Annotated in this window: 18 protein-coding genes and 1 tRNA gene; 8 read left to right on the plus strand and 11 right to left on the minus strand. The window is 67.7% G+C overall.

The features are described from left to right. Both AC4OR5_RS11055 and AC4OR5_RS11060 read right to left on the minus strand, forming a co-directional pair. On the minus strand, positions 1-320 hold a 320-nt coding region (locus AC4OR5_RS11055; RefSeq protein ID WP_491952829.1), incomplete at its 3' end, for an Hcp family type VI secretion system effector. A gap of 1,254 nt (positions 321-1,574) precedes the next feature. Then, positions 1,575-1,651: transfer RNA gene (locus AC4OR5_RS11060), tRNA-Arg, on the minus strand. Between the two features lie 629 nt (positions 1,652-2,280). On the opposite strand from AC4OR5_RS11060, the gene gabD reads away from it, so the two are divergent. The 3 genes from gabD to AC4OR5_RS11075 all read left to right on the plus strand — a co-directional run bounded on the left by gabD (position 2,281) and on the right by AC4OR5_RS11075 (position 6,783). Then, positions 2,281-3,732 (plus strand): NADP-dependent succinate-semialdehyde dehydrogenase, encoded by a 1,452-nt coding sequence (gabD, locus tag AC4OR5_RS11065; protein WP_058160836.1) that lies wholly within the window; start codon positions 2,281-2,283, stop codon positions 3,730-3,732. Between the two features lie 244 nt (positions 3,733-3,976). Then, on the plus strand, positions 3,977-5,257 hold the full coding sequence (gene gabT, locus AC4OR5_RS11070; protein ID WP_003084201.1) for a 4-aminobutyrate--2-oxoglutarate transaminase: 1,281 nt from the start codon (positions 3,977-3,979) through the stop codon (positions 5,255-5,257). Between the two features lie 326 nt (positions 5,258-5,583). Next, positions 5,584-6,783 carry an HDOD domain-containing protein gene (locus AC4OR5_RS11075; protein WP_015502186.1) on the plus strand — a complete coding sequence of 400 codons (1,200 nt, stop codon included), beginning with the start codon at positions 5,584-5,586 and terminating at the stop codon, positions 6,781-6,783. A gap of 170 nt (positions 6,784-6,953) precedes the next feature. Here AC4OR5_RS11075 and pdxR read toward each other — a convergent pair whose 3' ends face one another. Beyond that, entirely contained in the window at positions 6,954-8,375 is a 1,422-nt protein-coding gene (gene pdxR / locus AC4OR5_RS11080; protein ID WP_058160837.1) for a MocR-like pyridoxine biosynthesis transcription factor PdxR, read from the minus strand. Between the two features lie 126 nt (positions 8,376-8,501). On the opposite strand from pdxR, the gene AC4OR5_RS11085 reads away from it, so the two are divergent. The 3 genes from AC4OR5_RS11085 to AC4OR5_RS11095 are packed head-to-tail and all read left to right on the plus strand — an operon-like array spanning position 8,502 to position 9,676. Then, on the plus strand, positions 8,502-8,939 hold the full coding sequence (locus AC4OR5_RS11085) for a carboxymuconolactone decarboxylase family protein (RefSeq protein ID WP_003084211.1): 438 nt from the start codon (positions 8,502-8,504) through the stop codon (positions 8,937-8,939). 11 nt (positions 8,940-8,950) lie between these two features. Next, the gene (locus AC4OR5_RS11090; RefSeq protein WP_003084212.1) at positions 8,951-9,358 is read left to right on the plus strand and encodes a cupin domain-containing protein; all 408 of its coding nucleotides are present in this window, start codon (positions 8,951-8,953) and stop codon (positions 9,356-9,358) included. Between the two features lie 33 nt (positions 9,359-9,391). Beyond that, positions 9,392-9,676 carry an antibiotic biosynthesis monooxygenase family protein gene (locus AC4OR5_RS11095; protein ID WP_003106257.1) on the plus strand — a complete coding sequence of 95 codons (285 nt, stop codon included), beginning with the start codon at positions 9,392-9,394 and terminating at the stop codon, positions 9,674-9,676. On the opposite strand, the gene AC4OR5_RS11100 is transcribed toward AC4OR5_RS11095, so the two are convergent. The 4 genes from AC4OR5_RS11100 to AC4OR5_RS11115 all read right to left on the minus strand — a co-directional run bounded on the left by AC4OR5_RS11100 (position 9,673) and on the right by AC4OR5_RS11115 (position 13,597). Then, positions 9,673-10,605: a LysR family transcriptional regulator gene (locus AC4OR5_RS11100; RefSeq protein WP_003128492.1), complete on the minus strand. Its 933-nt coding sequence runs from the start codon at positions 10,603-10,605 to the stop codon at positions 9,673-9,675. The two genes, AC4OR5_RS11095 and AC4OR5_RS11100, sit on opposite strands and share 4 nt — an antisense overlap. Positions 10,606-10,654: 49 nt before the next feature. Next, positions 10,655-11,869 (minus strand): cyanate transporter, encoded by a 1,215-nt coding sequence (locus tag AC4OR5_RS11105; protein WP_058160839.1) that lies wholly within the window; start codon positions 11,867-11,869, stop codon positions 10,655-10,657. Positions 11,870-12,031: 162 nt separating this feature from the next. Continuing rightward, entirely contained in the window at positions 12,032-12,802 is a 771-nt protein-coding gene (locus tag AC4OR5_RS11110; protein ID WP_058160840.1) for a hypothetical protein, read from the minus strand. A gap of 108 nt (positions 12,803-12,910) precedes the next feature. Further along, on the minus strand, positions 12,911-13,597 hold the full coding sequence (locus tag AC4OR5_RS11115; RefSeq protein ID WP_058160842.1) for a Crp/Fnr family transcriptional regulator: 687 nt from the start codon (positions 13,595-13,597) through the stop codon (positions 12,911-12,913). A 75-nt stretch (positions 13,598-13,672) separates the two neighbouring features. Here AC4OR5_RS11115 and AC4OR5_RS11120 point away from each other — a divergent pair, with 75 nt between their 5' ends. After that, complete coding sequence (locus AC4OR5_RS11120) at positions 13,673-14,188, plus strand: Mpo1 family 2-hydroxy fatty acid dioxygenase (protein WP_003084225.1); 516 nt, start codon at positions 13,673-13,675, stop codon at positions 14,186-14,188. Between the two features lie 39 nt (positions 14,189-14,227). Here the strand turns inward: AC4OR5_RS11120 and loiP are convergent, their stop codons facing one another. Further along, complete coding sequence (gene loiP, locus AC4OR5_RS11125; protein ID WP_009315016.1) at positions 14,228-14,986, minus strand: metalloprotease LoiP; 759 nt, start codon at positions 14,984-14,986, stop codon at positions 14,228-14,230. A gap of 171 nt (positions 14,987-15,157) precedes the next feature. Beyond that, positions 15,158-15,910 (minus strand): sulfite exporter TauE/SafE family protein, encoded by a 753-nt coding sequence (locus tag AC4OR5_RS11130; protein WP_015502190.1) that lies wholly within the window; start codon positions 15,908-15,910, stop codon positions 15,158-15,160. A gap of 93 nt (positions 15,911-16,003) precedes the next feature. Here AC4OR5_RS11130 and AC4OR5_RS11135 point away from each other — a divergent pair, with 93 nt between their 5' ends. Beyond that, complete coding sequence (locus AC4OR5_RS11135; RefSeq protein WP_003112933.1) at positions 16,004-16,702, plus strand: ArsR/SmtB family transcription factor; 699 nt, start codon at positions 16,004-16,006, stop codon at positions 16,700-16,702. Between the two features lie 12 nt (positions 16,703-16,714). Here the strand turns inward: AC4OR5_RS11135 and AC4OR5_RS11140 are convergent, their stop codons facing one another. After that, complete coding sequence (locus tag AC4OR5_RS11140; RefSeq protein ID WP_003084237.1) at positions 16,715-17,704, minus strand: sulfate/molybdate ABC transporter ATP-binding protein; 990 nt, start codon at positions 17,702-17,704, stop codon at positions 16,715-16,717. A 3-nt stretch (positions 17,705-17,707) separates the two neighbouring features. After that, positions 17,708-18,577: a sulfate ABC transporter permease subunit CysW gene (cysW, locus tag AC4OR5_RS11145; RefSeq protein ID WP_023126877.1), complete on the minus strand. Its 870-nt coding sequence runs from the start codon at positions 18,575-18,577 to the stop codon at positions 17,708-17,710.

The following is an 18,577-nucleotide window of genomic DNA, read 5'->3' on the forward strand; positions in this document are numbered from 1 at the left end:
TGGGTGCCGGCGGCGGAGGTGCGGTACCACTGGATCTCGACCTTGGTCAGGCGCTCGCCGGAGGTCAGGGCGGCCAGCAGCAGCGGCGAGGCCTTGTCGAAGACCTTGGTGATGACCACTGGCTTGTGCACGCGCTGGCCGGTCGGCTGGCCGGACTGCGGGTCACGCGGGATGATCACTTCGTGGTTGAAGCCCTGGACCATCACCTGGTCCTCGTGGCCTTCCTGGTAGGTGTTGCCGACCGAGTCCTCGGTGAAGGCGCCGGCGGTGATCAGGCCCTGCTTGGTGCCGGTGATGGACAGATAGGCGGGGGTTGCCATGGATACGTTCCTTGTCGTTGAAAGTGCCCAGGCGATATGCCGGGGACATCGGTGCTAGACAAGAACCGTGCCACTAGTCTTGAAACTCTTTTCCATCAAGGCGTTATTGGGGGAAGCCAAAAACTCGCTGGCGATTCTCATGGGAAGAACACTGAAAATTGCGCAACTTTTTGCGCACCGCTTGCAAAAAGTTGCGCACTCTCTCGGAGCCCTTTGGGTATTTGTTCCCTAGCGTTCTATCCACAGCTTTATCCACCAAAAAGTTGCACAATGGCTTTTGGATTGTGAGGCTGAATGGTTGGAGTATTTTCTGCCTCTGCCCCTATCCAAACAACGCTTCAGCACGCGTAGTCTGATTGTCCAAACGTTCACCAAGCCCAGCCGGTACAAGCTCACCTTTCCACCGTATGCGTGACCTCTCCCTCAGCCGGTATTCCCCCAATGGGGGCGAACCGCCGTTCAAATGCGGGTGGCCGGCTTGAAGTCGGATAGTCCGACCTCAAAACCGGCAAATCGCCGGTTTTGGATCTCCTGCATTGCAGGCAAAGGCTCGCTGCGTTCAAGCGCAAATACGGGAATATCCCGCATTTGAAAACCCGGCTTCAAAAGTACGCAAAACGTCCTTTTGACTGCGGACGAAATTCGTCGTCAGTCGGTGTTTTGTGCGTCCGAATTTCGGACGCACAAAATCCCCCAGATTCGGGGTATTACGAGAGTCTCGTAAAACTCTCACTCCAGCCACCGGCTGAAGCCGCCACTACAAAATATTCGTAGTGAACATGCCCTGATTTTTCAGGAGATGATCGCGCGACCGTGGCCGCAATTTTGTGGAGACGGCGACCCCGCTGAGTTACGGCCTCGGGCATTAACGTTGGAGCAACGTTGGCTAACGGTGGACTAACGTTGATCGCGTTACCGGGAAGGGGCGCATTTCAAGTGCGCCCCTTGGCGCGACCAGCGATGGCTCCGAACTGAGCCATGGGCTAACGCGGCGCTATCTCACAACCACCAATGGGGGAAGTGAGGAAAATCCCACCTTGCCTGACCAATCGCCAGGGGATCGAACTTACCGGGAGCGACGCAGGCCACCCGGTTGCCCTGCTGGAACTGACGACAGACATTTGAGCTGGCCGGCATAAAAAAGCCCCGCCTGAGCGATTCAGGACGGGGCTTTCCTTTAGGCTTACTGCACCCACCATGCACCCATGAGAGGTGGCTTGTGGCTAATGACTTTTGGTAAGTGCTTGATTTGTATGGCGCATCCGGCGGGATTCGAACCCACGACCCCTGCCTTCGGAGGGCAGTACTCTATCCAGCTGAGCTACGGATGCAGCGCCGCGGCTCGCGCGGCAGGCCGCAATCATACGCATCTCGTCGGCGGGAGTCCATTCCATGTGCGTACGTTCGTGATTTCGAACGAAAACGACCGTCCGTCGAGGATGTGCTCAGAAAAGCAGCAGAATTTTCCGACTTTCGTTGATTTTATCGAACGGGGTATTGCCCTTTGTCAGTGGTGGCCCTAGGATTCGTTTGAGATTTCAAACGCCCCCAAAGCCACAACAACAGGAGACCGGGGAATTGGCATCAGTTCAGCCGGCCGCGTGCCCCTGGAATGACCTCTTTCTGACCTGCCCGTCGCTCGTCCGGCCTTTCGCGCTGCCGGGCCGCCGTGGTGCCGGCGTGGCGTTTCGTCCGCAATCCCTTTCCCGCACGAGTCTTTCGTATCCTCCCCGACGCCTGTCGGCGGTCGCGTTCGTCCGCGTCCGCCCGTTGCGCACGGTGGCCGGCCGGTAACGGCGACGCCGCTGGCACAGGGCGCAGGAAATGGAACACCGGGGCGCTGGCCCTTTCGAATAACCAGCAGGCAACACTTTCCGGTTACAACCGAACCAGACAACCAGGCACGCGGGGTAGTCGAGGTAGACCCGCTGCTCACGGCATTCCTCGAAGGAGACAGGTCATGCAACTCAAAGATGCCAAGCTGTTCCGTCAACAAGCCTACGTCGATGGCGCCTGGGTGGATGCCGACAACGGGCAGACCATCAAGGTGAACAACCCGGCCACCGGCGAGATCATCGGCAGCGTGCCGAAGATGGGCGCCGCCGAGACCCGCCGCGCCATCGAGGCTGCCGACAAGGCCCTGCCGGCCTGGCGCGCGCTGACCGCCAAGGAGCGCGCCAACAAGCTGCGCCGCTGGTTCGACCTGATGATCGAGAACCAGGACGACCTGGCCCGCCTGATGACCATCGAGCAGGGCAAGCCGCTGGCCGAGGCCAAGGGCGAGATCGCCTACGCCGCCTCCTTCCTCGAATGGTTCGGCGAAGAAGCCAAGCGCATCTATGGCGACACCATTCCCGGCCACCAGCCGGACAAGCGCATCATCGTGATCAAGCAGCCGATCGGCGTGACCGCGGCCATCACGCCGTGGAACTTCCCCTCGGCGATGATCACCCGCAAGGCGGGCCCGGCCCTGGCCGCCGGCTGCACCATGGTGCTCAAGCCTGCTTCGCAGACCCCGTATTCCGCCCTGGCCCTGGCCGAGCTGGCAGAGCGCGCCGGCATTCCGAAGGGCGTGTTCAGCGTGGTCACCGGCAGCGCCGGCGAAGTCGGCGGCGAGCTGACCAGCAACCCGATCGTGCGCAAGCTGACCTTCACCGGTTCCACCGAAATCGGCCGCCAACTGATGGCCGAGTGCGCCCAGGACATCAAGAAGGTGTCCCTGGAGCTGGGCGGCAACGCGCCGTTCATCGTGTTCGACGACGCCGACCTGGACGCCGCCGTCGAGGGCGCGCTGATTTCCAAGTACCGCAACAACGGCCAGACCTGCGTCTGCGCCAACCGCCTGTACGTGCAGGACGGCGTGTACGACGCCTTCGTCGACAAGCTGAAGGCCGCCGTGGCCAAGCTGAACATCGGCAACGGCCTGGAAGCCGGCGTGACCACCGGTCCGCTGATCGACGCCAAGGCCGTGACCAAGGTCGAGGAACACATCGCCGACGCGGTCTCCAAGGGCGCCAAGTTGGTTTCCGGCGGCAAGCCGCACGCCCTCGGCGGCACCTTCTTCGAGCCGACCATCCTGGTCGACGTGCCGAAGAACGCCCTGGTGTCCAAGGACGAGACCTTCGGCCCGCTGGCGCCGGTGTTCCGCTTCAAGGACGAGGCCGAGGTCATCGCCATGTCCAACGATACCGAGTTCGGCCTGGCGTCCTACTTCTACGCCCGCGACCTGGCCCGCGTGTTCCGCGTCGCCGAGCAACTGGAGTACGGCATGGTCGGCATCAACACCGGCCTGATCTCCAACGAAGTGGCGCCGTTCGGCGGCATCAAGGCCTCGGGCCTGGGCCGCGAAGGCTCCAAGTACGGGATCGAGGACTACCTCGAGATCAAGTACCTCTGCCTGGGCGGTATCTGAGTCCGGCGAGAAACGCATCCGGAGGGGCCGGACGGCAGGCAAGAGCTGCGCCGTCCGGTGTCGACGTTGCCGGTGGTGGCACCGGACGAACCGGGAGTCGCGGTCGCCGATCGCGAAGCGGCTCCGAGCCCTGGCGGGCCTGCAAGTCCCGAGGCAGTCGATCATCGCATGCTGCCTTGGGGAGCTTCCTTCCCGCCTTCATCCTTTGACCCGGCCGACCCGATGAGCGGCCACTGAGGAAGCCATGAGCAAGACCAACGAATCCCTGCTGAAGCGTCGCCAGGCCGCGGTACCCCGCGGCGTGGGCCAGATCCACCCGGTCGTCGCCGAGCGCGCCGAGAACTCCACCGTCTGGGACGTGGAAGGCCGCGAGTACATCGACTTCGCCGGCGGCATCGCCGTGCTGAACACCGGCCACCTGCATCCGAAGGTGATCGCCGCGGTCCAGGAGCAACTGGGCAAGCTGTCCCACACCTGCTTCCAGGTGCTGGCCTACGAACCCTACATCGAGCTGGCCGAGGAAATCGCCAAGCGCGTGCCGGGCGACTTCCCGAAGAAGACCCTGCTGGTCACCTCCGGCTCCGAAGCCGTGGAGAACGCCGTCAAGATCGCCCGCGCCGCCACCGGCCGCGCTGGCGTGATCGCCTTCACCGGCGCCTACCACGGCCGCACCATGATGACCCTGGGCCTGACCGGCAAGGTGGTCCCGTACTCCGCCGGCATGGGCCTGATGCCGGGCGGCATCTTCCGCGCCCTGGCGCCCTGCGAACTGCACGGCGTGAGCGAGGACGACTCCATCGCCAGCATCGAGCGCATCTTCAAGAACGATGCCCAGCCCCAGGACATCGCCGCGATCATCATCGAGCCGGTGCAGGGCGAGGGTGGCTTCTACGTCAACTCCAAGTCCTTCATGCAGCGCCTGCGCGCCCTGTGCGACCAGCACGGCATCCTGCTGATCGCCGACGAAGTGCAGACCGGCGCCGGCCGTACCGGCACCTTCTTCGCTACCGAGCAACTGGGCATCGTTCCTGACCTGACCACCTTCGCCAAGTCGGTCGGCGGCGGCTTCCCGATCTCCGGCGTGGCCGGCAAGGCCGAGATCATGGACGCCATCGCGCCCGGCGGCCTGGGCGGCACCTATGCCGGCAGCCCGATCGCCTGCGCCGCGGCCCTGGCCGTGCTGAAGGTGTTCGAGGAAGAGAAGCTGCTGGAACGTTCGCAAGCCCTCGGCGAGCGCCTCAAGGCCGGCCTGCGCGAGATCCAGGCCAAGCACAAGGTGATCGGCGACGTTCGTGGCCTGGGTTCGATGGTGGCCATCGAGCTGTTCGAGGGCGGCGATACCCACAAGCCGGCCGCCGAGCTGGTCAGCAAGATCGTCGTCCGTGCGCGCGAGAAGGGCCTGATCCTGCTCTCCTGCGGCACCTACTACAACGTCATCCGCTTCCTCATGCCCGTCACCATCCCCGACGCGCAACTGGAGAAGGGCCTGGCCATCCTGGCCGAGTGCTTCGACGAACTCGCTTAAGCTTCACCGGCAAAGCGATACCCCCCGAGGCCCGCGCGTCCGCGCGGGCCTTTCTTTCAGAGGCTTCACGGAAACGGAAGCCTCTTTTTTCTGCCAGGGTTTTCCGCGAAACGCCCGACGAACGGTTTTCCCCTGTTACCCTTGGGCGCCTGGCGCATACGAATCCTCCCGCATTCCTCCGGTCGTACCGTTCGAGGCGATTAGGACAGGTCCTAGAGGCGCACCGTGTTCGCCCGTCATACCCTTGTGTGCCCGCGGGCTGTGTCGTACCCGCCTGTCATGCCTGGTGCGGCCTGCTCGGTTCGCCAGGTTCGAAGAGGAAAGCCATGAGTGCCGCGAAAAAGGCCCCCGTCATCCTGATTGCCGATCCGGACCCCTGGAGTCGCGACCTGCTTGGCCAACTGGTCCTCGGCGTGCGTTGCGATGCGCGGCTGGTCCTCTGCGGCGATGGCGGGGAAGCGCTGGAACATTGCCGGCGCCGGCGCTTCGCGTTGATCCTGGCCGAGCTGAACCTGCCGCAAGTGGATGGCTTCGAGCTGCTGCGCGAAGCGCGCCTGCGCCGCTCGGTCGCCGAGCAGCCGTTCATCCTGATCAGCGACCGCGCCGACCAGGCCAGCGTGCGCGCCGCCGTGGCACTGGCGCCGACCGCCTACCTGGTGAAGCCGTTCCAGGCCGAGAACCTGATGCAACGCCTGCGAGGGTTGTTGCTGAAGGGCGACGAAGTGGTCGCCTGTCCGCTGCCGGAGCGGGACGCGGGCGAGAACCTGGAGGCTTTCCTCGAACGCGCGCGCGACTCCGCGGAGGGGGCGCCGTTGCTGGCCGACGTGCGTGCCGCCAGCGATCGTTGCCTGAGCGCCGAGGAGCATCCGCTGCGCGTGCTGGAGGATGAGTTCGGCCGCGATCCGCAGATCACCGCTGGCCTGATCGCCGCCGCCAACAGCGCCGCCCGGCACGTCGGTCCGGCCTGCCAGACCCTGGGCCAGGCCCTGCGGCGGCTGGGACTCGGGCACAGCCTGAACCTGGTGCTCGGTTTCAGCCTGCAGCGGGCCATCCAGCTCGGCGAGCCGCTGCTGGCCGAGCGCGCCATGCACTTCTGGGATCTTTCGCAACGTTGCGCGGACATCGCTTGGGAACTGGCCGACGCCCTCGGCGCGGACGTCGAGCGCTGCTATACCGCAGGGCTGCTGCATCGCCTGGGCGACCTGGCGCTGCTGCGGACATTGCAGGATTGGTGCGATGGCGGCGGCGCGCTGGACGAGGCGCGGCTCGACGAGCTGCTGGGGCGTTTCGGCGCCAGCTTCGGCTCGGCCCTGCGGGCGCGTTGGCGGCTGCCGCTGGAGCTGCGCCGGCTGATCGCTGCGGCGTACCAGTTCGGTGGCGTGCTTTCCCGCGAAGAGCTGATCCTCAGCCTGGCGACCCAGGCCGCCAGCCTGCCCGAGGACGACGCGGAGCAACTGGCCGAGAGCAAGGCTGCCCGCATGCTCGGGCTGGACGGCGAACGACTGGCGAAACTGCTGCAGCCCTGAGCCGCCCTCGCCGGGCCTTTGCAAGGGGCGGCGCCTCCCGTAGGGCGGATAACGCGGCGCGTCATGCGCCGCTGGGCATGGGGCGCGGTTGCAATCGAGCCTCTGGCCGGGGAGATCGGCACCTACCTGCGCGCCGCCGAGTTGCCGGCCGTGGATGGGCGGAAGCGCGCCTAGCGCCGCAGCTCGGCGCGCAACAGGTCCAGCGCCGGGTCGATGTCGTCCCGTTCGATGCAGCCGAAGCCGAAGAGGAAGCCGGCCTGTGCCGGGGTTTCCGCGTAGAAGGGCGGCAGGGTGCCGACCTCCAGGCCTTGCTGGCGCAAATGACGGGCGATGCGCAGCACATCCAGCGGTTCGCGACAGCGCGCCGCGAGGTGGATCCCGGCCACCGCCGGCAGCGCTTCGAGCCAGGGGCTCAGGTCGCCGTGCAGGCGTTCCAGCAGGCGTCCGCGACGCTGGGCGTATTCGCGTTGCAGGCGGCGCGTATGGCGGGCGAAGTCTCCGCGCTGGATGAACAGCGCGAGGGCGCGTTGCTGCAAGGTCTCGCTGTGCCGGTCGACCAGCTTGCGCGCCGCCAGCACCGCTTCGCGCAGGCTCGCCGGCGGCAGCAGGTAGCCGAGGCGCAGCTCGGGGAAGAGGGTCTTGGAAAAGGTCCCGAGGTAGGCCACCTGGCCGCTCCGGTCGAGGCTGCGCAGCGACTCCAGCGATCGCCCGTCGAAGCGGTACTCGCTGTCGTAGTCGTCCTCGATGATCAGCGCCCGGTGGCGCTGCGCCCAGTCCAGCAACTGCAGGCGCCGCTCCAGGCTCATCGGCATGCCCAGCGGGAACTGGTGCGACGGGGTGACGTAGACCAGCTTGGCGTTGTCCGGCAGCAGGTCGACGCGTAGCCCCTCGGCGTCCACCGGCACTCCGCGCACCTCGGCGCCGGTGGCCAGCAGGCTGGCGCGGGCCGGCGGATAACCGGGTTCCTCGACCACCGCCAGGTCGCCGGGGTCGAGCATCACCCGGGCCAGCAGGTCGAGTCCCTGCTGGGCGCCCTGGGTGACCATCAGGGCGTTCCAGTCGCACTGCACGGCGCGGTTGATCGCCAGGTAGCGGGAGATCGCCAGGCGCAGTTCGGGGTCGCCTTCGGTTTCCTTGTAGAACGCCGGCGAGCGCTGTTGCAGGCGTAGCGCCTGGAGCACGCAGGTACGCCAGGTATCGAAGGGAAAGCGGCGCTTGTCGGTCGTGCCGCCGGCGAAGCTGTAGCGGAGCGGTGCTCGCTGGTCCATCAGACCGGACTGCGGTTCGATGCGTGCCCAGCGCGCGGCCGGCCGCAGCGGACCGTCGGCGCGCTGCGGAGGCGCTTCCCCGGCGGGCCCGCGGGCGACGAAGGTGCCGCTGCCGACCCGGCCTTCGAGGAAGCCCTCGCTGGTGAGGCGCTCGTAGGCTTCGCTGACGGTCTTGCGCGACACTTCCAGGCGTTCGGCAAGGTAGCGCGTGGCTGGCAGGCGATCGCCGGTGGCCAGGCGACCGTGGAGGATCGCGTCGCGCAGCTGGCGATAGAGCTGGCCGACCAGGTCGTGGCGGCCGTCGAGGATCAGTTGCAGTTCCATGGCGAAATTGGCTACCTGGTATTTCTGGTAATTGGCTCTTCGTGGAAGCCAAAGGCAGGCTTAGTGTTACCCCATGCCGCGCCGCTTTCCACTCTCGCGGCTGCCAATCAGCCAAGGAGATTCGCCATGACCACCCGCCTCGAATGGGCCAAAGCCTCCCCCGACGCCTATGCCGCCATGCTCGGCCTGGAAAAGGCCCTGGCCAAGGCCGGCCTGGAGCGCCCGTTGATCGAACTGGTCTACCTGCGCACTTCGCAGATCAACGGTTGCGCCTACTGCGTGAACATGCATGCCAACGACGCGCGCAAGGCCGGCGAGACCGAGCAGCGTCTGCAAGCGCTCTGCGTCTGGCAGGAAACCCCCTACTTCACCCCGCGCGAGCGCGCCGCCCTGGCCTGGACCGAGCAACTCGCCCGCCTCAGTCAGGGTCCGTTGCCGCACGGCCTGCTCGACGAACTGCGCGAGCACTTCGACGACAAGGAGATCGCCGAACTGACCCTGGCGGTCTCGGCCATCAACGCCTGGAACCGCTTCGGCGTCGGCATGGGCATGCAACCGGAGTGAGGTGGGCGGCGATGAAGGCCAATCGATCGATCGCCTGCCTGCTGCTCGCCGCGCTGCCGACGCTGGCCAGCGCCCATGCTGCGGAGAAGGTGGAAACCCTGCGCGACCAGGCCCTGGCCGAGATTCCCGGCCATCGTGGGTTGATGCTGACGGTGTCGTTCAAGCCCGGCCAGGTCTCCGCGCCCCATGTGCATCCCGGCTCGGTGTTCGTCTACGTGCTCGAAGGCACCGTGCAGACGCAACTGGAAGGCGGCCCGGTGGAAACCTACACGGTGGGCCAGAGCTGGTACGAGCCGGCGAACGTGCCGCACCTGCTGGCACGCAATCCCGATCCGATGAAGCCGGCCAAGTTGCTGGTCTGGGAGTTGCTCAAGGAGGGCGACCCGATCCTCAAGCCACTGGAGCGCGGCGCCCACTGAGGCGTCGCTCGTTCGTCCGGAGGAGCGTCCGTCATGAGCGCCAGCCAGGTCATCCGTATTCGCGCGCGCAACGGTCAGTCGGAACGGCTTGGCCTGCGCCTGCAACAACTGGTCGAACCGGGGCTGGAGGCGCCGGGTTGCCTGGAGTACCAGGTGCGCAGGGACGCCCTCGAGCCGGATCTCTGGCTGGTGTGCAGCCAGTGGCGGGAAGCGCAGCAGATGTTCGACTACCTGGCCGGCGGCATCCAGCAGGTATTCGCCGAAGTGCTCTGGCGCTCCCTGGCGGCGAGCCTCGAAGTGCAGGATGACGCAGGCTAGAGCAAACCCAGCTCGGCGCAGACGATCAGCACCTGTTCGCGCAGCCAGAGGTTCGCCGGGTCCTGGTCGGCGGCGCGGCTCCATGACAGGTGCAGGGCGAACGGCGGCAGCCCTGACGGTGCGAGGCAGGCGCGATGGCGGCCATCGTCGAGCAGCGCGTGGATACGTCGCGGCAGCATCAGCACGAAGTCGCTGCCCGACAGCAGTTGCAGGGCGGCGACGTAGCTGTTGGCGCGCGCGGCGACTTCGCGGCTGCGGCCCTGGCGTCGCAGCCACGTGTCCACCAGGTTGGCGTTGCTGGCGTCGAGCGGGGTCGGGAAGACGAAGCGGCGCCGGCAGAACTCGTCCAGTTCCAGGCGCTCGTGGCGCGGCTGGGCACGATCCTGCACGCAGAGCAGTTCGTCGCTGAACAGGGCGAGCGCCTGTAGCTCCGGTGCCGGTCGGTGGTATTCGGGACCGAAGTCGAAGACCAGGTCGACCTGGCCGTCGAGCAATGCTTCGGTGGGCAGTTCGGGACCCAGGCGGCGGATGTCCAGGCCGATCCTCGGGCCGTTGGCGGCGAGCCGTCGCAGGAGTGCCGGAAGGATCAGCAGCTCGACGTATTCCGGCGCGCAGAGGGTAAAGGTACGCGGCTCGCCACGCGGGTCGAAGCTGCCCTGGGCGGCGTGACAGGCGTTGATGCGGGCGAGCATTTCCTCCACATGGGGCAGCATGGCGCGACTCTTGTGGGTCGGCTGCATGCCGCCGCGGGTGGCGATGAACAGCTCGTCGTCGAAGGCCTGGCGCAGCTTCTTCAGGCAGTAGCTGACCGTCGACGGGCTGAGGCTCAGGTGTTCGGCGACCTCGACGAGGTTCTGTCGTTGGTGGACCTGGAGGAAGACCAGCAGGTCCTGCATGTCGACCTTGCGCAGGCCGTTGGCGATCAGCATCGGGGCGTCCTGACGGCGTCGGGAGCGCCATCAGAACCCGTCCCCTTCCTCAGCGCAAGCTTTCGGCGCCGACGCCTCGCGCCTGCCGCTCGGCGAACAGTGCCGCATAGCGCCGTGGGTCGAAGCGCAGGCCCAGCCCCAGCAGCAGCGCCGCCACCGCGGCCAGCCCGAGCCAGGCGCCGGTGAAGCTGCCGAGGCTGTCGCGCAGCAGCCCGGCGACCCATGGCGAGACCCCGGCGATCAGGTAGCCGGCGCCTTGTACCAGGGCAGCCAGTTGACCGGCGCGTTGCGGCGCGTCGAAGTGGTCGAGGCAGACGATCAAGCCCATGGGGAACAGCCCGCCGATGCCCAGTCCGAGGCACAGCGCCCAGAGCAGCGGCAGGCTGGCCGGCGTCCAGGCGAGGCCGAGGAAGCCGGCCAGCATCAGCGCGGTTAGCCCGACCAGCACCGGGCGGCGATCCCGCGAGCGGCTGGCCAGGGCCGGTGCGAGCAACCCGGAGAGTACCTCCACGGCCGTCAGGAAACCGAGCAGCAGGCCGGATTCCTGGGCGCTCCAGCCCTGTTCCAGGTAATAGGGCGCGAGCCAGGCCAGCACGCAGGTGTAGCAGGCGGTGCCGAGGCCGAAGAACAGGACCAGCAGCCAGGTCCGCGGATAGCGCAGGAGGCTCCTGCCGGGCTGCGCGTCGGGCAGGCGCAGGCGGGTGCCGGGTTGCAGCCACCAGGCCAGCAGCGCGAGCGCGGCGAGCGCCGCCCAGGCACCGAGGCCGAGCCGCCAGCCGGCGTGCTCCGCCAGGGTCGGCGCGGCGCTGGCGGACAGCGCCGCGCCAGCCATGATGGCGGTGACGTAGAGCCCCATGCAGAGCGGCGTGCGCGCGCCGAAACGGGCCTTGATCAGGGCCGGCATCAGCGCCTGGATCAGGGCGATGCCGAGACCGGCGAGCATGGCGCTGCCGAGCAGGTCGGGCAGGCCTCGGCTGCCCAGGCGCAGGGCGCTGGCGGCGCCGATCAGCAGCAGGGCGAGGGCCACCGAACGCCACTCGCCGACGCGGCGGGCGATGCCCAGGCCGAAGAACATGCCGAGGCCGAGGGTCAGCACCGGCAGGGCGGTCAGCAGCGAGACGTCGCCGAAGCTGAGCGCGATCTCGCCGCGCATGGCGTTCAGCAGTGGGCCGACGGCGGCCATGGAGGGCCGCAGGTTGAGGCCGACCAGGACGATGGCGGCCATCAGCCAGAGGGTGCGGCAGGGTGGGTTGGCAGTGGGCATGGCGATCTCCTTTCGGGAGCACCATTGCGCCTGCGCCAGGGCATGGCGGCAAATCAAAATCCGCAGGGCGGATTCGAAAAAATGCGCTGGCCAGGGAGTCGGGGCGGACGCTGGCGCAGCGTGGCGAGTGGCGAGGTTATCCGCCCCGTGCGGCGCGTGGCCTCACTCCGCGCTCAAGCGCATCAGGCTTTCGCTCAGGGCCCGCGCGTGGCGGTCGACGATGATCGGCGCCCAGGGCCTGCCGGAAGCGCTGACCAGCGCGCTGCTCTTGCTGTTCAGGTCGCGCAGGGCCTGGCTCAGGTACTCCCAGCGGTTTTCCAGTTTCTTCAGTCCCGCCGGGTTGGCGCTTTGCTCCACCAGCAGGGCGATGCGCCGGTCGATCAGCGGGACCAGCACGCTCTCGTCCTGGCCGAGATAGTCCCGGGGCTGTTCGCGGGCAATCTCCAACCCGCCCAGGTAGGCGCGCGCCAGGTATTGCAGGGACAGGTACTCGACCCGCACCGGCAACTGCCAGAGTGGCAGGGGTTGGCCTGGCGGGGGCGGCGGCACCTGGCGTTCCACCAGGTTGAGGAAGTCACGCAGGGCGCGACTCAGTTGCTGCGGGTAGCGCCAGGGCAGGTCCTCCTCGCGGGGGCCGTAGGCCGCGCCTTCACGGATGCGCGCCACCAGCGTCCTTTCGCCTTGCCGCAGGAGCACCCCCTCGGGGGCGGCGGCGAGCGCGCGGTCGAGGCTGGCGAGATCCTTCTCCAGTTGCGCCGCGTGCTGTTCCTGGAAGCCCTCGCCGCGCAGCAGCAACAGGCTGCCCACCGCGCGACAGGCCTGGACCTGCAGTTGTTGCAGGGCGCGTTGCTGGTCGTCGAGGGCGGCGCGCGTCGGCAGCGCCAGCAACAGGCAGCAAAGACAGAGGACAGCGGGAAGCGCGGGACGGAGCATGGGGAGATCCTGTTGTTGTCGTTATGGATATCCGCACCGAGGGCAGGTGCCCTGCACACGGTAGCCGGCCATGGCGCGCCTGCAAGCGTTCGAAAGTGTGATTCGCGCTCAGCCGTGGGTGGCCGCGCGCAGGCCGGCGAGGTCGAGGATCTCGATGCCGCCGTAGCTGAGCTGGAGGATGCCCTGGGCTTCGAGGTCCTTGAGGATCTGGTTGGTGGTCTGCCGCGACAGCGACAGCATCAATGCCAGCTGTTCCTGCGGCAGGTGCAGGACCTGCCGGCTGCGGCTGTTGTCGTAGCCCTCGGCGAGCATCAGCAGGCGCCGCGCCAGGCGTTGCGCGGCCGGCAGCAGGGCCATCTCTTCCAGGGCGATGAATGCCAGGCGCAGTTTGTGGCTCATCAGCAGGGCCATGTCGCGCCAGTAATGCGGCTCGCGGTGAAGCAGTTCGAGCAGCGCCGCCTGCGGTACCTGGAGTAGCTGGGTGTGGCCTTCGGCGTAGGCGTCGTGGGTGCGCGCCTGGCCGTCGAACAGGGCGATCTCGCCGAACCAGTGCGGTGCTTCCACCAGGATCAGCAGCGCCTCCTTGCCGTTCTCGCTGACCGCGCTGATACGGATCGCGCCCTCGACCACGCAGTACAGTCCGCAGGGCGCGTCGCCGCGGGCGAACAGGCGCTGGCCCGGCGGCAAATGGCGCGGTTGGGCGAGTGCCAGCAGGTGCGTCTGCAAGGCCTCCGGCAAACCCTGGAACCAGCGGCCGGCCTGGAGTTGCGAACGGTAGTCGGTACGCTCGTTCATGTTTGTCGTCTAGCTGACAGAGTGGAAAACCGGGGCGGCGCGATGATGCGAGAACCCTGGCGTGAGACCACAACAATGAAAACCCTAGTCGATCACCTTGCGCAATACGCCGCCTACCACCGCGACCGGCGCAACATCTTCAGCCATTTCATCGGCATTCCGATGATCGTCCTCTCCATCGCCGTGTTGCTGGCGCGGCCGGCGCTGGGGTTCGGCCTGTCTCCGGCGCTGCTGCTGGCGCTCGCCGCGGCGCTGTTCTACCTGCGCCTGGACCTGCGCTTCGGCGCGGCCATGACGGCGCTGCTGGCGCTGACGGTGTGGGGCGCTGCGCAATTGGCGGCGGGGACTACCGCGGCCTGGCTGGGCTGGGGCGTTGGCCTGTTCGTGGTCGGCTGGATCATCCAGTTCGTCGGTCATTACTACGAAGGGCGCAAGCCGGCCTTCGTCGACGATCTCAGCGGGTTGATCGTCGGTCCGCTCTTCGTGCTGGCGGAACTGGCCTTTCTGCTGGGGCTGCGCGGCGACGTGCAGCGCGAGGTCGAGGAGCGCGCCGGCCCGACCTGCATTCGCGAGCACAAGCGGGCGGCGTGAGGCGGTCTCCCGCGAGCGCGGGAGACCGGGGCGGGAGCGTTACTTGCGATCCGCGGCGATGCGCTGGCGGATGTGATCGGCGCGGGCCTGGGAGCCCGGGTGCGAATCGAACATGCTGCTGTCGCCGCCGCCCAGCTTGGCCAGCTTCTCGAAGGCGGTGACCAGGCCCTGGGTGTTCACTCCGCGCTTCTTCAGTAGCTCGTAGGAGAAATCGTCGGCGTCGGATTCCTGGGACTGGGAGAACTGCGCGTTGATCAGCGATTCGGTGAGTTCGCCCAGCTGGGAGCCGGACAGGGCGGCCAGCGCGCCGCTCTTCGAGGCGCCGGCGGCGCCGCGCACCGCGGCGGCCGCGTAGGCGGTCTGGGCGGCCTTGCGGGTGTGGCCGAGGGCGACGTGGCCCATCTCGTGGCCGAGCACGCCTTCGATCTCGTTGTCGCTCATCAGCTCCATCAGCCCGCTGTAGACGCGGATGCAGCCGTTGGCCATGGCCCAGGCGTTGACCTCCTCGGTGAGGTAGACCTTGTAGTTCACCGGCACGCCGTCGATCTGGTCGCCCAGGGCCTTGGCGATCTTGTCCAGGCGCTGGCCGTACTTGCTGTTGGCCGGGGCGATGCGGTTTTGCTGGTCGGACTCGGCGCAGGCCTGGTCGGCGACCTGGCGGACCTCGGCGTCGCTCAGGGTGGCGGCCTTCACCGCCATCATGCCGTGCTGCATGAGGTCCCCCTGGGGCAGGTTCTGGCAGCCGGCCAGGGTGGCGCAGGCGAGGGCCAGGGCGGAAAGGGAAAGACGGATCTTCATCGTGTGCTCCTTGCGATAGGTGGCGTTCCGTGCCGGACGGGCGTGTTCCGCCCGGTGCCGCGCGCCCGGTGGGGGTCGCGCGGCGGCGGATGATAGCGGCTTGTGCCGTTCGTCGGAAGTCCCGCGAAGGCCGCAGGCCCGCCCTGGCGGGTGCGCAATGCGTCCCTGGCGTCAGTGGAAACCGCGCCAGGCGAGGTCGGCGCCGAGCAGCAGGAGACCGACGAAGAAGCAGCGCCTGAACAGCGCCGCGCTGATCCGCTGGCGCAGCCACTGGCCGAGGAGCATCCCGCCCAGCGCCGGGACCAGGGTCAGCAGCGAGGCACCGAGCATCTGCGGTTCGAGCAGGTCGCCATGCACGCCGAGAGTGACCGCCAGGGCCAGGGTCGAGGCGCTGAACGACAGGCCGAGGGCCTGGACCAGTTCGTCGCGCTGCAATCCTAGGGCTCCCAGGTAGGGCACCGCGGGAATCACGAAAACCCCGGTGACCGCGGTCAGCGCGCCGGTCGCCAGCCCGACCAGCGGACCGGCCCAGGGCTCGTGGCGTGCCGGCAGGTGCAGCGGGATCGCGGCCAGGCCGAGCAGCGCGTAGGCCACCAGGGCCAGGCCGAGCACGCCGGTGGCCTGCCTTGGTGCGTCGCCGCCGAGCCATGCGCCGACCAGCAGGGTGCCCACGACCACCCCGAGCAGCAGGCCGGCCAGGCGCTTCATCAAGCCGAGGAAGCGCGGGCCGCAGGCGAGCTGCCAGAGGTTGGTCACCATCGACGGTACGATCAGCAGCGCCGCCGCCTGCATCGGCGGCATGGCCAGGCCGAGCAGGCCCACCGAGACCGTCGGCAGGCCCAGGCCGACCACGCCCTTGACGAAGCCGGCGAGAAGGAAGGTGAGGGCGATCAGCGGGATCAGGGCGTGGAGGTCGACGGACATGCGGGTTCTTCCTTGTCTCGGGCTGGCGCGAACGGGCGATGGCGGCCAGTATCTCTCGTCGTCGACAGGCAATGTTTCATCCGGAGGTGAAGCATGCAATTCAATCCCGGCTTCAGTTCGCTGGCGGCGCTGCTCGCCGATCCCGGCCGCGCGCAGATGATCTGGGCACTGATGGATGGCAGCGCCCGCCCGGCCAGCGAGCTGGCGCTGCTGGCGGGCGTCTCGCCGTCCTCCGCCAGCGGCCACCTGGGACGGCTGGTCGAGGGCGGCGTGCTGAGCCTGGAGGCGCGCGGGCGCAATCGCTTCTATCGCCTGGCCGGGCCCGAAGTGGGACAGGCGGTGGAAGCGCTGGCCAGCGCCTCCCTGGCCCTGCAGCCGCAGCGGCGCAGCCTGCCGCCGAGCCACGGCACGCCGTCGGCGTTGCGCGAGGCGCGGACCTGCTACGACCACCTGGCCGGCGAACTCGCGGTCGGTGTGTTCGCACGGATGCTGGATGCCGGCTGGATCGAGCAGGAGGGCAGGACGCTGCGCCTGAGCGCGACCGGCGAGGCCGGGCTGGCCGGGTTGGGGATCGACCTGGCGGAGGTCCGCCGCCGCCGTCGGCAGTTCGCCTGCGCCTGCCCCGACTGGAGCGAACGCAAGCCGCACCTCGGCGGCGCGCTGGGGGCGGCGTTGCTGGAGGCCTGTCTGCGCCAGGGCTGGTTGCGGCCGCAGGACGGCTCGCGGGCGTTGCAGGTGTCGTCGAAGGGCCGCGCGGGACTGCGCGGCCTGGCGGAGCGCACGGCGGGCTGAACCCGCCGGGGATCAGAGATTGGCCACCGGCTGGAAGGCCTTCGGCTTGAAGTAGAGGGTCTCGCCGCGGGCCAGGCCGGCCAGGCTGTCGTGGTCCTTCACCACTTCGGCTTCGATCAGTTCGTCCTGGCCGTCGACCTTCAGCGTTACCCGGGTGATCGCCCCCAGCGGACGGATGTCGCGGACCTCGGCGGCGCGGTGCTCGGCCACCGCGGAACGCGACAGCGACACTTCGTGGGGGCGGAACAGCAGGTGCTGGTCGTTGCCCAGTTGCAGGCGGTTGGAGTCGCCGAGGAAGTGGTAGACGAAATCGCTGGCCGGGTTCTCGTAGACCTCTCCGGGCGAGCCGATCTGCTCGATCACGCCCTTGTTCATCACCACGATACGGTCGGCCACTTCCATCGCCTCTTCCTGGTCGTGGGTGACGAACACCGAGGTCAGGTTGATCTCCTCGTGCAGGCGCGCCAGCCAGCGGCGCAGCTCCTTGCGCACCTTGGCGTCGAGGGCGCCGAAGGGTTCGTCGAGGAGCAGGATCTTCGGCTCCACCGCCAGCGCGCGGGCCAGGGCGATACGCTGCCGCTGGCCACCGGAGAGCTGCTCGGGATAGCGGTCGGCGAGCCAGTCGAGCTGCACCATGTTGAGCAGTTCGTGGACCTTGGCCTTGATCGCGGACTCGCCCGGCCGCTCGCCCTTGGGCTTCATGCGCAGGCCGAAGGCGACGTTGTCGAACACCGTCATGTGGCGGAACAGCGCGTAGTGCTGGAAGACGAAGCCGACGTTGCGGTCGCGCACGTCGTGCTGCGAGACGTCCTCGCCATGGAACACGATGTTGCCGGCGTCCGGGGTTTCCAGCCCGGCGATGATCCGCAGCAAGGTGGTCTTGCCGCACCCGGAGGGGCCGAGCAGGGCCACCAGCTCGCCGCTCTGGATGTCCAGGTTGATGTCGTCCAGGGCCTTGAAGGCGTTGAAGTTCTTGCTGACGTTACGGATTTCGATGCTCATGGTTCATTCCTCGTCAGCATTGCTTTTCAGTCGGGACATGCGGGATTCGCTCCACTGCTTGAGCAGAAGGATGACCAGCGCCATCAGCAGCAACAGGCTGGCGACGCTGAAGGCGGCGACATGGTTGTATTCGTTGTAGAGGATCTCGACGTGCAGCGGCAGGGTGTTGGTGACACCGCGGATGTGCCCGGAAACCACCGACACCGCGCCGAACTCGCCCATCGCCCGGGCGGTGCAGAGCACCACGCCGTAGATCAGGCCCCACTTGATGTTCGGCAGGGTCACGTGCCAGAACATCTGCCAGCCGTTGGCGCCGAGCAGGCGGGCGGCCTCCTCCTCCTGGGTGCCCTGCTCCTGCATCAGCGGGATCAGTTCGCGGGCGACGAAGGGCACGGTGACGAAGAGGGTCGCCAGGACGATGCCGGGCACCGCGAAGACGATCTGGATGTCGTGGTCGCTCAGCCATTCGCCGAAGTAGCCCTGGGCGCCGAACAACAGCACGTAGATCAGGCCGGCGATCACCGGCGAGACCGAGAACGGCAGGTCGATCAGGGTCACCAGGATGCTCTTGCCGCGAAACTCGAACTTGCTCACGCACCAGGCGGCGGCGACGCCGAACAGCAGGTTGAGCGGCACCGAGATGGCCACCGCGATCAGGGTCAGCTTCAGCGCGGCCAGCGCGTCGGGTTCGAGGATCGCCTCGAAGAAGGTGCCGAAACCCTGCTTCAGCGCCTCGCTCAGGACCACGTAGAGCGGCAGCAGGAGGAACAGGGCGAAGACCAGCCAGGCCAGGACGATCAGGACCAGGCGGCCGCCGGCGTTGCCGCGGCGGGAGGCGCTGGCGGTGGCAGCGGAAATGCTTGCACTGGACAT

This window comes from Pseudomonas sp. YA1, assembly GCF_058680555.1.